This window comes from Streptomyces sp. NPDC029138, assembly GCF_055564375.1.
This window is the reverse complement of sequence record NZ_JBVHWM010000001.1, coordinates 370,367-383,774: the sequence shown is the minus strand read 5'-3', so window position 1 is coordinate 383,774 and position 13,408 is coordinate 370,367. Positions and strand designations below refer to the sequence as shown.

General features: G+C 71.3%; 16 protein-coding genes. 10 read left to right on the top strand and 6 right to left on the bottom strand.

Features of this window, described 5'->3' with window-relative positions:
• Positions 1-321: 321 nt before the first annotated feature.
• From ACZ4WH_RS01795 to ACZ4WH_RS01775, 5 genes are all read right to left on the bottom strand, one after another.
• Entirely contained in the window at positions 322-939 is a 618-nt protein-coding gene (locus ACZ4WH_RS01795; RefSeq protein WP_468175298.1) for an RNA polymerase sigma factor, read from the bottom strand.
• Positions 940-1,071: 132 nt separating this feature from the next.
• Positions 1,072-1,485, bottom strand: a complete 414-nt coding sequence (locus ACZ4WH_RS01790; RefSeq protein WP_468175295.1) for a hypothetical protein — start codon at positions 1,483-1,485, stop codon at positions 1,072-1,074.
• A 143-nt stretch (positions 1,486-1,628) separates the two neighbouring features.
• Positions 1,629-2,216: a hypothetical protein gene (locus ACZ4WH_RS01785; protein ID WP_468175292.1), complete on the bottom strand. Its 588-nt coding sequence runs from the start codon at positions 2,214-2,216 to the stop codon at positions 1,629-1,631.
• 118 nt (positions 2,217-2,334) lie between these two features.
• Positions 2,335-3,054: a DUF4328 domain-containing protein gene (locus tag ACZ4WH_RS01780; protein WP_468175289.1), complete on the bottom strand. Its 720-nt coding sequence runs from the start codon at positions 3,052-3,054 to the stop codon at positions 2,335-2,337.
• A gap of 150 nt (positions 3,055-3,204) precedes the next feature.
• The gene (locus ACZ4WH_RS01775) at positions 3,205-4,809 is read right to left on the bottom strand and encodes a beta-N-acetylhexosaminidase (RefSeq protein WP_468175567.1); all 1,605 of its coding nucleotides are present in this window, start codon (positions 4,807-4,809) and stop codon (positions 3,205-3,207) included.
• Between the two features lie 217 nt (positions 4,810-5,026).
• Here ACZ4WH_RS01775 and ACZ4WH_RS01770 point away from each other — a divergent pair, with 217 nt between their 5' ends.
• From ACZ4WH_RS01770 to ACZ4WH_RS01750, 5 genes are all read left to right on the top strand, one after another.
• On the top strand, positions 5,027-5,599 hold the full coding sequence (locus ACZ4WH_RS01770) for a 2-oxo-4-hydroxy-4-carboxy-5-ureidoimidazoline decarboxylase (RefSeq protein WP_468175286.1): 573 nt from the start codon (positions 5,027-5,029) through the stop codon (positions 5,597-5,599).
• Between the two features lie 192 nt (positions 5,600-5,791).
• Positions 5,792-6,172 (top strand): succinate dehydrogenase, cytochrome b556 subunit, encoded by a 381-nt coding sequence (sdhC, locus tag ACZ4WH_RS01765; RefSeq protein ID WP_043195476.1) that lies wholly within the window; start codon positions 5,792-5,794, stop codon positions 6,170-6,172.
• A 5-nt stretch (positions 6,173-6,177) separates the two neighbouring features.
• A complete protein-coding gene (locus ACZ4WH_RS01760; protein WP_014674540.1) occupies positions 6,178-6,660 on the top strand; it encodes a succinate dehydrogenase hydrophobic membrane anchor subunit in 483 nt (160 codons plus the stop codon).
• Positions 6,661-6,679: 19 nt separating this feature from the next.
• Positions 6,680-8,434: a succinate dehydrogenase flavoprotein subunit gene (gene sdhA / locus ACZ4WH_RS01755; RefSeq protein ID WP_468175281.1), complete on the top strand. Its 1,755-nt coding sequence runs from the start codon at positions 6,680-6,682 to the stop codon at positions 8,432-8,434.
• Positions 8,434-9,213 (top strand): succinate dehydrogenase iron-sulfur subunit, encoded by a 780-nt coding sequence (locus ACZ4WH_RS01750; protein ID WP_468175278.1) that lies wholly within the window; start codon positions 8,434-8,436, stop codon positions 9,211-9,213. Before sdhA ends, ACZ4WH_RS01750 begins: the two co-directional genes overlap by 1 nt.
• 112 nt (positions 9,214-9,325) lie before the next feature.
• Here ACZ4WH_RS01750 and ACZ4WH_RS01745 read toward each other — a convergent pair whose 3' ends face one another.
• Positions 9,326-9,454, bottom strand: a complete 129-nt coding sequence (locus ACZ4WH_RS01745) for a hypothetical protein (RefSeq protein WP_468175275.1) — start codon at positions 9,452-9,454, stop codon at positions 9,326-9,328.
• 252 nt (positions 9,455-9,706) lie between these two features.
• Between ACZ4WH_RS01745 and ACZ4WH_RS01740 the strand changes: the two genes are divergently transcribed.
• From ACZ4WH_RS01740 to ACZ4WH_RS01720, 5 genes are all read left to right on the top strand, one after another.
• The gene (locus ACZ4WH_RS01740; protein ID WP_468175272.1) at positions 9,707-11,074 is read left to right on the top strand and encodes an FG-GAP and VCBS repeat-containing protein; all 1,368 of its coding nucleotides are present in this window, start codon (positions 9,707-9,709) and stop codon (positions 11,072-11,074) included.
• A gap of 89 nt (positions 11,075-11,163) precedes the next feature.
• Positions 11,164-11,574 carry a VOC family protein gene (locus ACZ4WH_RS01735; RefSeq protein ID WP_468175269.1) on the top strand — a complete coding sequence of 137 codons (411 nt, stop codon included), beginning with the start codon at positions 11,164-11,166 and terminating at the stop codon, positions 11,572-11,574.
• A 95-nt stretch (positions 11,575-11,669) separates the two neighbouring features.
• Entirely contained in the window at positions 11,670-12,077 is a 408-nt protein-coding gene (locus ACZ4WH_RS01730; protein ID WP_468175266.1) for a hypothetical protein, read from the top strand.
• A 5-nt stretch (positions 12,078-12,082) separates the two neighbouring features.
• A complete protein-coding gene (locus tag ACZ4WH_RS01725; protein WP_468175263.1) occupies positions 12,083-12,601 on the top strand; it encodes a thiol-disulfide oxidoreductase DCC family protein in 519 nt (172 codons plus the stop codon).
• A gap of 11 nt (positions 12,602-12,612) precedes the next feature.
• Positions 12,613-13,359: a TetR/AcrR family transcriptional regulator gene (locus tag ACZ4WH_RS01720; protein WP_468175260.1), complete on the top strand. Its 747-nt coding sequence runs from the start codon at positions 12,613-12,615 to the stop codon at positions 13,357-13,359.
• Positions 13,360-13,408: the final 49 nt, after the last annotated feature.

The following is a 13,408-nucleotide window of genomic DNA, read 5'->3' as shown; positions in this document are numbered from 1 at the left end:
GCCCTCATCCGGTCCACCCGGAACTCCGTACACCGATCCACCGCACCCACTCACCGACATCCCAGGCGCCCACGCCCACCGGCCATCCAGCCACCCGGCCCCGTGGGCCCCGCACCCGAGGCTCCGCAGGCGCCGAAAACCCGGGCCGCGAACGCGTCCGGAGCCGAGCGCACCCGCATCCGCCCCCGGACTCCGCCCTCCGCCGAAGCCGAGCCCTCGAACTCCCCGAGGCCAAGGCCCCGAGCGCCCCTGCTGCGACGCGGGAAACGGCGCCGTAGCCGACGCCCCGCCCCCATACATACGTCTCACATCCGCCGGCGTTCACCCCGGCTCCCCCGGCGTCGGCCGATCCGTGTCCGTCACGTCGTCCGCGCCGAGTTGGCGGGCCAGGCGCCGCAGGCCCCGGTACGCGGCTGTGCGGACGGCGCCGGGGCGTTTGCCGAGGACTCGGGCCGCGGCCGGGCCGTCGAGGCCGACGACCACGCGCAGCAGCACCGCCTCGGCCTGGTCCCGGGGCAGCGCGCGGACCAGTTCCAGCGCGCGCTCGGTGGAGAGCGACTCCAGGGCCTGGTCGTGGGTGCTGTGCCGGCCGGGCAGCTCCAGGGCGTCCTGCTCCAGCTGCGCCGCCCGGGGCCGTACCCGCTGCCGGCGCAGATGGTCCAGCGCGCGGTGCCGGGCGATGGTCGCGGTCCAGCCTCGAAAGCCCGCGCCGTCGCCCCGGAACCGGCCGAGGTCGCGCGCGATCTCCAGCCAGGCATCGGAGGCGACGTCCTCCGCGTCCTCGCCGACCAGACCCCGCAGATAGCCCAGCAGGCCGGGCTGCACGATCCGGTAGGCCACCGCGAACGCGGTCTCGTCACCGTCCTGGGCCCGCGCGACGGCCGCGCCCAGCTCCCCGTCCCGCGGCTGCGGGCGGCGGGGTTCCCCTCCCTGGCCCAAGACCGTCCTCGTTCGTGCCGAGTTCCTGGCCACTGCGTGGCGCTTGCCTCACGGTGCGACACGCTCCGGCCGTGTCCCCGCCCTCCACGATCATCAGCGTCGGCCCGGACGGAAGTGTCACAGCCGGGCCGGTCAGCCGGGGGCGGTCGCCTCCCGGCACAGCAGCCGCAGCGAGCCGTGGCCGGCGTAGCAGCGGCGGGCCTCGTCGATGGGGTCCCACAGCCGGCCGTCGGGGGTGCGCACCCAGTGCTCGCCGCCGGTCGCCCACCACTCGGCGCCGGTCTGCCGGACGATCACCTCGCCCGCGTAGGCGCCGAAGCCGCGCAGCACGCTCTCGACGGCCGCGTACGGCGGCCCCTCACGGCGTATCTCCTCGATCATCCGGTCCACCCGCCACAGGCTCTGCGCCGAGTAGTCGAGCCGTACCCGCGCGCCCTCCCGCATGGTCGCCACCGCGTCCGCCGCCCACCGCACGGGCTTGGCGGCGGCACTCGGCCTGGCCTCCTGCTGTGCTGCCTGGGACCCGGCGGTCGCATGAGCTGTCACATGAGTCGTCACTTGGGCTGTCACATAAGGAAGAGCGAGCCGGGGAGGGATTCCGTCACCGGAATTCGAAACGTTTCTCCCGACGTTTGGCCAACCGTCGCAGGACCACCCCACGTCCGCCGCACGAAGGGCACAGGCCCCCCTCACGCTCCCGGTTCCGCGGCGCTGCGCGCCCGGCGCGAGACCACCGCGCGCAGCACCCGGCGGCCCTCCACCGACACCTCCAGCGCCTGGCGCAGCCCCTGCGCGCCATGCCCCGCGAGGAGTTCCAGCACGGCGGCCTGGCGGCGCAGCTCGGCGGCGACGAGCGGCGGCAGCTCCGCCGTGTCGCCCGCCCGCCCGGCGTCGAGGCCGTCCGGGACCGGGTCGCCGTCCCGGGCCGGGTCGCCGTCCGCGGCGGGGTCGAGCAGCCGGTGGACGCGCAGCGAGGCGACCGAGCAGGCGTCGGCCCAGGGCCGTACCGCGCCCGCGGTGCGCTCGGCCGGGGCCGACTCCAGCATGCGCCGGGCGAGGCACGCGGCCTCGTCGTCGGCGGGGTCCGCGGGGCCGAGGGTGGTGCGGACCAGGGCCAGGTCCATGGACCAGTCGGAGCCCTCGGCGAGGCGGGCCCACAGCGGGCGCAGCAGTTCGTCGTCGCCGCCGAGCAGCGGCAGACACCGATCCAAACAAGCCAGTCCGCTGGCGGCCAGTCCGCGTTCGTCGGCCTGTGCGATCAGTTCCACGAGGCTCATGAATTTCTCCCTCGCCAGGGCGCCGACCGGTACGGAGCCCGCACTTCCCCTTACTGCGTGCGACGGCGCGGGAGTGTCACAGCCGCGGTGTTTCAGCCAAAGGCGACAGCGGCCGGGGTCAGCCGAAGGCGGGGGCCGGCACCTCGCCGGAGAGCACCTTGCGCTCCTGCATACGGGTCAGCTGGAGGACCACCACGATGGCGAGGACGGCCGCCGCGATGTCGAACGCGTCGGAGAACAGCATCACCCGGGCGGCGTCGCGCAGTTCGGCCACCGTCTCGGCGTTGCGGGACGTGGTGTACGCGTACCGGCCCGCGAGGAGGCTGATGATCCACAGCGTCCACCAGGCGTTGACCGGCGTGTGCCCGGGCCGCGCGCCCCAGGGAGCGCTGGCGTCCCAGCTGTCGGCGACGATCCGGCGCGGGAACCAGAGGTTCACGACCGGGCAGAACCAGCCGCCGATCGTCCAGCCGCGCTTCATGCGGTGCCGGGAGGCATCGAACACCTCGGCGTTCACCCGGACCCGCCACAGCCAGCACAGGTAGACGACCATCGTGGCGACCAGCGCGACCATCTGGGTGATGCCGGCCACCGCGTAGACCGCGTCCGCGCGGTCGGCCCGGTCGACGACGCCGGCCCCGGTGGCGCCGTCGGCGATGTCGCCGGTGACGTCGAGTTCCAGCAGGTCCGCGTAGCAGGCGAACAGGTCGGTGGCGATGACGAGCCCGAGCAGTACGGCGGTGGCCCGGCCGAGCGCGGCCGGCGAGCGCAGCCAGGCGCCGGCCGGGGGCTGGTACGGCGGCGCGGGATGGGGCGGCGTGGGCATGGGCGAGGTCATGACGGAGTCCCCCCGGGACGATGAGAGCTGAGCCGGCGCGTCGGCTCTCCCCGAGGCGACGCGCGGCCACTGACCTGGACGCGCGCGTCACCAGGACGCGCGCGGACACCGGAACATACGGTCGGACGCCGCCGTACGTCCACTCGGTTCTCAGCCCAGCCGGTCCGCCAGCCTCCGGAAGTCGGCCCAGGACAGCGCGGGCGTGCCCGGGTCCCACAGCTTCTGCGCGGTGGCCCGCAGCGGCATCCGGATGCCGGCGGCGACCTGTGCCTCCGTCTGCGCGTTCGGGAAGTCGGACCAGACCGCGAAGGAGCCGCCGAGGATCTGGCCGTCGTAGCGCTCCGGTACGGCGGTCGTGCCGCGCAGCACCCGCGGGTTCCACCGCTCGTAGATACGCTGTCCGGTCGGGTAGACGAAGGTCTGCGGCTGTCCGAGCACGTAGTAGAGGAACTCGTCGTTGTAGTTGATCACCTTCCGGCCCGCGCTCAGGTACTCCACGGGCTGCCGGGCGCCGATCTCCTTGCCGGTCCAGTAGGCGACCTGGATGTCCGGGTCGGGCCGCACGGTGGTGTCCCGGTAGAAGCCGTCGTTCCAGGCGCGGACGGTCCGGTCGTGGGCGCGGACGGTGGCGGCGCGGTCGTTCAGCCAGCCGGTGGCGAGGTCGGCGACGGTCGCGCCGGGGCCGAAGGCCTGCCGGGCGGCGGCGGCCAGCCGCGGATACGAGGCCTGCGGGTCCCTGACGGTCAGCGCCTGGTACTCGTCCCCGCCCAGGTGCCACTGGTCGCCGGTGAAGAGCCCGGCGTACTCGTTCAGCAGATCGTCGACGATCCGCGCGGAGGCGTCCTTGGAGATGTCGACCGCGCCCCGCGTCGGCGCCCCGCTCGCGTTGCGCAGCTGGAGGTCCGGGTGGGCGGCGATGACGGCGCCCAGGTGCCCCGGCGAGTCGATCTCCGGTACGACGGTGATGTGCCGGCTGTCCGCCAGCGCCACGATCTTCTTGACCTGCGCCTTGGTCAGATGGTCCTTTGAGACGATCTCCGGGTGGCTGCTGGACTCGATCCGGAAGGCCTGGTCGTCGGAGAAGTGCAGGCCCAGCTCGTTGAACTTCAGGTCCCCCAGCTCGCGTATCCGGTCCTCGATCCAGGTCTCGCTGTACGGCTTGCGTGCGATGTCCAGCATGAACCCGCGCACCGGCTTGGCGGGCTCGTCGCCCACGACGCCCTCGGGTGCCGTACCGCCGCCGTGGACCTCCTGCTTCAGGGTGCGGGTGCCGTAGAACACGCCGGCCTCGCCGGGCCCGCTGATGTCGACCCGCCCGCTCCGGACGGTCATGGTGTACGACTCCTGGTTCCCGCCCCCGCCGCCGAGCGCGAGCCGCACGTCACCCGCCCGCACGTCGTCCTTCTCCCCCGCGTACGTCAGCCCCAGCTCCCGGGCCGTGAGCCGTCCCTCGTCGGCCAGCTCGGCGTCGCTCACCACCACCCGCCCGCCCGGCCGCGGTGTCCAGCCGGGCCCGCGCGCCGGGGTGTGGGAGCGCACCGCGGGTATGGTGCGCGGCGCCCGCGAGAGCGGGTAGGACCGGCTGGGGCTGGGGCGCGCCGACGGTGTGCCAGGACCGCCGGAGTCGGTGCCGGCCACCCGGCCGGACGACGACTGCCGCGCGCTTCCCCCCGGCTTCCCGCCGCCCCCGTCCGACGAGGCCCACACGCCGACGCCCGTGCCGAGCGCGACGGTCCCGACGAACGCGGCGGCCATCACCGCCCGCTTCCGTATCACCTGCCGCGCCGGGCCCCGGCGCCTGTGCCTGTGCTGGGTCACCCTGCCAACGTACGACCGATCTCCGGCTCACCTGTCACCCGGACGTTCCGAAACTCTCCCGTCCGAGTGAATTTCCGGCATCCCTCGGACACAGCGTGACCACTCTCGATAACCTGACGTCACACTTTTCACAGCATCCCCTGCCACGCCACATGTGACGCGAGGACCCACGCTGCCCGCCCACCGCCTGCCGTATCTCCCCACGCCCCTCGACGCCTTCAACACCGCACCCGCGGACGAGGCCCGGACCCTCCTCCTGCACTGCCTGCACAGCCTGCGCTGGTCGCACCGGATCAGCGACCACCGCCCCTACCCCGACCTGGGCGCTCTGCTGGCCGCGGTGGACGAGGCGGCGTACGACCTCTCCCCCGGCGATCTGGCCGAGGCCCTGGCCGGTGAGTGCCTCCCCGAGCTTCCCGAGGACACCTACTCGGCGGCCCACATGGCCCTGAGCGCCGCGCACGCCGCGTACGAGGCCCGATTCGGACACGCGTTCGTCGTCTACCTGGGCGATGTCGCCCCGGACGAGGTCATCGACCACATCCTCGAAGCGATCCGGTCACGATTGACAAACGATCCGGACGAGGAACGCGTGGTGGCGGCAGAGGAGCTACGGCGCCTCGCGAAGGGGAGGCTCGCGGCACACCTGAGGGGCGCGGGGCCGTGTCTACCAGCGACTCCGCCGCGCGGCGCGACCAGCCACAACGCACCCGCACCCGGCCGATGACGGCACACACCGCCCCGGACTCCGCCCGCCGCTCCCCCATCCGGTGCCAAATTGATCACACAAGGTAGGCCCCCCGTAAGCACCGCAGCGGCACGTGGATACCATGCAGAGGGCCGGTGGACCGTACCCGGCCGGGCCCGACCGACAGTGAAGCCGGCGCGGCCCTAGTCCCCGCTCCCGGAGGGTTCTTCCGTGCCGGCTGGAACGCTGTACCGCGGCCGGGAAGGAATGTGGTCCTGGGTGGCTCACCGAGTCACCGGCGTCCTCATCTTCTTCTTCCTGTTCGTTCACGTGCTGGACACCGCTCTCGTGCGTGTATCTCCCGAGGACTACGACAAGGTCGTAGCCACGTACAAGACGCCGATCGTCGCGCTGCTGGAGTACGGCCTCGTCGCCGCCATCCTCTTCCACGCGCTCAACGGCCTGCGCGTCATCGCCGTCGACTTCTGGTCGAAGGGCCCGCGCTACCAGAAGCAGATGTTCTGGACCGTGATGGGTGTCTGGATCGTGCTGATGCTCGGGGCGATCTACCCGGTCCTCGGCCACGCCTACCGTGTCCTGTTTGGGAGCTGACGCCGATGTCCACGACCGAAACCGCGGCCTCCGGAGTCGGCCCCGTCGAGGGCGCTCCCGTCTACACCGTCGACAACCCGGCCCCGCTGATCGAGGCGCCGCGCAAGCGCACCAAGAAGTCCCCGAAGTCGACCCGGGGCAACTTCGAGCTGGCGGCCTGGCTGTTCATGCGCCTGTCCGGCATCGTGCTGGTCGTCCTCGTCATCGGCCACCTGCTGATCCAGCTCGTGCTGGACGGCGGCGTCTCCAAGATCGGCTTCGCCTTCGTGGCCGGCCGCTGGGCGTCCCCGTTCTGGCAGGTCTGGGACCTGCTGATGCTGTGGCTGGCGATGCTGCACGGCGCCAACGGCCTGCGCACGATCATCAACGACTACGCGGAGCGCCCGACCAGCCGCCTGTGGCTGAAGGGCCTGCTCTACACCGCCACGGTGTTCACCATCCTGCTGGGCACGCTGGTGATCTTCACCTTCGACCCGAACATCCGCTAGGCACGGGGCTGCGAGAATCATGAAGATCCACAAGTACGACACCGTCATCGTCGGCGCCGGCGGCGCGGGCATGCGCGCCGCCATCGAGGCGACGAAGCGCAGCCGCACCGCGGTCCTGACCAAGCTCTACCCCACCCGCTCCCACACGGGCGCCGCGCAGGGCGGCATGGCCGCCGCGCTGGCCAACGTGGAGGAGGACAACTGGGAGTGGCACACCTTCGACACGGTCAAGGGCGGTGACTACCTGGTCGACCAGGACGCCGCCGAGATCCTGGCGAAGGAGGCCATCGACGCCGTCCTCGACCTGGAGAAGATGGGCCTGCCGTTCAACCGGACGCCGAACGGCACCATCGACCAGCGCCGCTTCGGCGGGCACAGCCGTAACCACGGCGAGGCCCCGGTCCGCCGGTCCTGCTACGCCGCGGACCGCACCGGCCACATGATCCTCCAGACGCTGTACCAGAACTGCGTCAAGGAGGGCGTGGAGTTCTTCAACGAGTTCTACGTCCTGGACCAGCTGATCACCGAGGTCGACGGCGTCAGGAAGTCGGCCGGTGTGGTGGCCTACGAGCTGGCCACCGGCGAGATCCACGTCTTCCAGGCGAAGGCCGTCATCTACGCCTCGGGCGGCACCGGCAAGTTCTTCAAGGTGACGTCGAACGCCCACACCCTGACCGGTGACGGTCAGGCGGCGGTCTACCGGCGCGGGCTCCCGCTGGAGGACATGGAGTTCTTCCAGTTCCACCCGACCGGCATCTGGCGCATGGGCATCCTGCTCACCGAGGGCGCCCGCGGTGAGGGCGGCATCCTGCGCAACAAGGACGGCGAGCGCTTCATGGAGAAGTACGCTCCCGTCATGAAGGACCTGGCGTCCCGTGACGTCGTGTCCCGCTCGATCTACACGGAGATCCGCGAGGGGCGTGGCTGTGGCCCCGAGGGCGACCACGTCTACCTGGACCTGACCCACCTGCCGCCGGAGCAGCTGGACGCCAAGCTCCCGGACATCACCGAGTTCGCGCGCACCTACCTCGGCATCGAGCCGTACACGGACCCGATCCCGATCCAGCCGACCGCGCACTACGCCATGGGCGGCATCCCGACGAACGTCGAGGGTGAGGTCCTGGCGGACAACACCACGGTCGTCCCGGGTCTGTACGCGGCCGGCGAGGTCGCCTGCGTGTCGGTCCACGGCGCCAACCGTCTCGGCACCAACTCGCTGCTGGACATCAACGTCTTCGGCCGCCGCGCGGGCATCGCCGCCGCCGAGTACTCGGCGAAGGCCGACTACGTCGAGCTGCCGGACGCCCCGGAGTCCTTCGTCGTCGAGCAGATCGAGCGGCTGCGCACCTCCACCGGCAACGAGCGGGTGGCGACCCTGCGCCGCGAGTTGCAGGAGACCATGGACGCCAACGTCATGGTGTTCCGCACCGAGCAGACGATCAAGACGGCGGTCGAGAAGATCGCCGAGCTCAAGGAGCGCTACAACAACGTGGCGATCCAGGACAAGGGCAAGCGTTTCAACACGGACCTGCTGGAGGCGATCGAGCTGGGCAACCTGCTCGACCTGGCCGAGGTCATGGCGGTGTCGGCCCTCGCCCGCAAGGAGTCCCGCGGCGGTCACTACCGCGAGGACTACCCGAACCGCGACGACGTCAACTTCATGCGCCACACCATGGCGTACCGCGAGGTCGGCGCCGACGGCTCGGAAACCGTCCGTCTCGACTACAAGCCGGTCGTCCAGACCCGCTACCAGCCGATGGAGCGTAAGTACTGATGGCTACCCCTGTTCTGGACAAGGCGGACGCGGCCGGCCAGCCCGAGCCCGGCTTCGCCGACTCCCCCTACATCACGGTCACCTTCCGTGTCCGCCGGTTCAACCCGGAGGTCGCGGCGGAGGCCACCTGGGAAGACTTCCAGCTGGAGATCGACCCCAAGGAGCGGGTCCTCGACGGCCTCCACAAGATCAAGTGGGACGTCGACGGCACCCTGACCTTCCGCCGCTCGTGCGCGCACGGCATCTGCGGCTCGGACGCGATGCGGATCAACGGCAAGAACCGCCTTGCCTGCAAGACGCTGATCAAGGACATCAACCCCGAGAAGCCGATCACGATCGAGCCCATCAAGGGCCTGACGGTCCTGAAGGACCTGATCGTCGACATGGAGCCGTTCTTCCAGGCGTACCGGGACGTCATGCCGTTCCTGGTCACCAAGGACACGAACGAGCCGACCCGGGAGCGCCTCCAGTCCGCCGAGGACCGCGAGCGCTTCGACGACACCACGAAGTGCATCCTCTGCGCGGCCTGCACCTCGTCCTGCCCGGTGTTCTGGAACGACGGCCAGTACTTCGGTCCGGCCGCGATCGTGAACGCCCACCGCTTCATCTTCGACAGCCGTGACGAGGCGGGCGAGCAGCGCCTGGAGATCCTCAACGACCGTGACGGCGTGTGGCGTTGCCGCACGACCTTCAACTGCACGGACGCCTGCCCGCGCGGTATCGAGGTCACGAAGGCGATCCAGGAAGTCAAGCGCGCCCTGATCACGCGCCGCTACTGATCCGCGGTACGCCTGAAGCACGTGGGCCCCGCCTACCGGAGCGTTCCGGTAGGCGGGGCCCACGTCATGGTGGCGGCCCAACGCCGGACCACGGTCCGGCGTCCGCCTCGGGTCAGCCCTGTAACACCTGGGCCACGGCCAGCCCCTGCCCGGCGGCGAGCCGGTACAGGGCGCGCAGTTCCTCCAGGGAATCCCGCAGGCCTTCCTCGTAACCGTCGGGGAAGTCGCCTCCCCGGAACATCGGCGACAGCACCGCCGGGAACCGACGGGTCCTCCTCGGACTGCTCTTCGAGGTCGTAGAACCCCGGCCGACGGGGCGGAGGAGCTTACTCAACTTCTTGCACCACGGCTCCGCACAAGCCTCCCCGGCTCGGGAACGGAGATCATCGCCCCCGTCTCCTGGTGGAAGACACGCGTCGCCGTCGGGTGAGGCCGTCGTACAACTGTGCCGTCCTCCCGTGTGTCTTCTGTGTGCACGCGATCAAGGAGAGACATGCGCACGCACAGAAAGCTCGCCGTGGCGACGGCCACGGCGCTCTCGCTCACCGGTGGACTGGTGGCCGTCACGGCCGGGACGGCGGCCGCGGTGACGCCCGCCAAGTACGCCGACGACTTCAACGGCGACGGGTACCGGGACTACGCGTCCGGCTGGGGTGGCGAGGTCACGGTCACCTACGGCACGGCGACCGGGCCGGGGCCGAAGACGGTCACGTTCACGCAGGACAGCCCCAACATCCCGGGCAAGGCCGGTGACGCCGGAGGGTACGCCGACACCTTCGGCGACCAGGTCGCGAACGCGGACCTCAACCGGGACGGGTACGCCGACCTCGCCGTCGCCGACCGCACCGAGAAGGTCGGTACGAAGGCCGGGGCGGGCGCGGTCACCATCCTCTGGGGCGCCAAGGCGGGCCTCGGGGCGAAGGCCACGCGCGTCCCGGCCAAGTCCACGACCGCGTTCGGCGCGGCCCTGGCCTCCGGCGACTTCAACGGCGACGGCAAGCCGGACCTGGCCGTCGCCGACGTCACGGGCACCCTCTTCGTCTACCGGGGCGGCTTCTCCCAGTCCGGTACGACGGGCAGCGTCACCAGGCTGGAGGTGAGCCCCAGCGGCGCCGAGGTGCTGGAGCCGTCCGCGATCGTCGCCGGCAAGGTGAACAAGGACAGCGCCACCGACCTGTACGTGCTCGGCCAGGGCTACAAGAACGACAGGATGACGCAGGCCGCGTGGTTCGTGCAGGGCGGCTCCACCATCAAGCGCGGCAAGTACACGACGTACAACGCCACGCAGGTGGACTTCAGCGCGACCGGTGTGATCGCCGACTTCGACAAGAACGGTTACGGCGACCTGGCCGTCAGCGACAAGCCGTACAACAAGGGCGCGGGTTCCGTGCTGGTGCTGCGCGGTGGCGCGAGCGGCCCGACCACCTCCTACCGGCTGTCCCAGTCGACCTCCGGTGTGGCGACCGCCGCCACCAGCAACGACCGCTTCGGCTACGCCCTCTCCGCCGGTGACACCAACCGCGACGGCTACCCGGACCTCGCGGTGGGCGTGCCGGAGGAGGAGGTCGGCTCGGTCGGGAACGCGGGTGGCGTGCACGTCCTGCGGGGCGGCAGGAGCGGCCTGACCGGCACCGGCTCCCAGTGGTTCACCCGGGCCACGGCGGGCGTGCCGGGCAGCCCCGCCGACTCCGAGGCGCTCGGCCTGTTCGTCCGGCTGCGGGACTTCGACCGGGACGGCGACGCCGACCTGCTGGTCTCGGGCGACCTCTACCGCAAGGGCCTGCTGCTGCGCGGAACCGCCAAGGGCGTCACGACCAGCGGCGCGTCGGAGTCCGGCCTGGACCCGAACTTCCCGCAGTGAGCCGCTGACGGGTGAGCCAGGGAGCCCCACCGGAGTCCGCTCCGGTGGGGCTCCTCGCTTCCGGGCAGGAAGAATCCTAATGTGACGACATGTCAGACGAAGGGTCGTACGAACTGCTCGGTTTCGACAACGTGCTGCTCCCCGTCGGTGACCTCGGCGAGGCCGTCGCCTTCTACGAGCGGGCCGGGTTCGCCGTGGGCTTCCGGTTCGACGAGGGCGGGATCGCGCAGCTGAAGGTCGGCGGGGAGACGCCCGGCATCCTGCTGCGCGCCGAGGAGGAGCTGCGGCACCGGACGCCTCCCTGGCCCTCGCCGCGCGTCTGGCTGGAGGTGCCGGACGCGCGGGCGGCGGCGCGGGAGCTGGCCGCCGCCGGCATCGAACCCCTGGACGAGGTCTTCCCGGTGGCCACCGGCTGGACCGTGGAAATCGCCGATCCCTGGGGGAACATCCTCGGCTTCACCGACTACACCAAACGCCCGACGCTGGGCCGCAGAGGCTGAGACCCCGGTCACCACCCCTTCGGTTGAACACGTTCAAAAACAGGTCTACAGTCATGCCTGTCAGCGTTTTGAACGCGTTCAAGAAGGGGTGGGGCATGGACCGCACCGTCATCGCCTACGTCATCTACCTGGTCGTCAGCATCGCGCTGACCGTCTGGGTGGCCCGCACGCTCAGCCGCAACGGCCGGATCTTCCTGGCCGACGTGCTGCGCGGCAACGACAAGCTCGCGGACGCCGTCAACCACCTCCTGGTGGTCGGCTTCTACCTGGTCAACCTCGGCTTCGTGGCGCTGTACCTGGGGGACGACGAGACGATCGAGGACACCCGCGGCGTCTTCGAGGCCCTGTCGACCAAGCTCGGCGTGGTCCTGCTGGTGCTCGGTGTGATGCACCTGGGCAACGTGTACGTGCTCAACAAGATCCGCCGGCGCGGGGTCATGGAGCGGGAGCAGCTGCCGCCGGTCACCCCGCAGGAGTGGATCGCCCCGACGGCCGGGGCGTGACGGCCATGACCGGCACGACCACCGTGACCGGCACGGAGGGCCGGGGTGCCGCGGGCGCCCCGGTCCGGGGGCTGACCGTCCTGTACGACGCCGAGTGCTCCCTGTGCGCCCATCTGCGCCACTGGCTGGCCCGGCAGTCCCAGCTGGTGCCGCTGGAGCTGCTGCCGGCCGGCTCGGCCGAGGCCCGGAGCCGCTTCCCCGGGCTGGACCACGCCGCCTCCCTCGACGAGGTCACGGTCGTCGGCGACTCCGGGCAGGTCTACCGGGGCTCGCGCGCCTGGATCGTCGTCCTGTGGGCGCTGCGCGAACACCGCCCGCTCGCGCACAAGCTGGCCGGGCCGGCGGGCGCGAAGCTGGCCCGGGGCGCGGTGCTCGCGGCAGCGAAGCTGCGGGACGCGCGGGGGCGGGGCGCGCGGTGGGGCGGGCAGGTGTACCGGCGGGCGGACGGCTGGTCCTACCACCCGCGTACGGGCTGGACCTACTCCCCGCCGTCCTGCTCCGGCGCCGCCCCCGCCACTCGTTAGGCTCTTCTACCGTGCCCGCGAAGAACGACGGCCCCGAAGCGGCCGGCCCCCAGAGCAGCAAGTCCGAGCAGACCCGTGCGCTGATCCTGGAGACCGCGATGCGGTTGTTCCAAGAACACGGGTACGACAAGACGACGATGCGGGCCATCGCCAAGGAGGCCGGGGTCTCCGTCGGCAACGCCTACTACTACTTCGAGGGCAAGGAACACCTGATCCAGGGCTTCTACGACCGGATCGCCGCCGAACACCAGGCGGCGGTCCGGGAGGTCCTGGACCGGGAGACCGACCTGGAGGCGCGGCTCGCGGGCGTGCTGACCGCGTGGCTGGACATCGCCCGGCCGTACCACGAGTTCGCGGTCCAGTTCTTCAAGAACGCCGCCGACCCCGACAGCCCGCTCAGCCCCTTCTCGCCGGAGAGCGAGCACGCGCGCGAGCAGGCCGTCAGCGTGCACCGGGAGGTGCTGGCCGGCTCCAAGTCCAAGGTGGCACCGGAACTGCGGGACGTGCTCCCGGAGTTGATGTGGCTCGCCCAGATGGGCCTGGTCCTGTACTGGATCTTCGACCGCACGGAGGGCCGGGAGCGCAGTTACCGGCTGGCGCGGCGGGGGGCCCGCCTGACCGCCCGGGGCGTCTCCCTGGCCCGGTTCCGGGTCCTGCGGCCCCTGGTCCTGGAGGTCCACGAACTGTTCACGGACTTCCTGCCGGGCATGACGAAGGCCCTGCCGGACCCGGGGCGGGGGGGCCGGGAGGGCGAGTGATCACTTTCGGGTGAAAGCGCGGGAACAGGACGTCCGGGGTTCCGGCTGC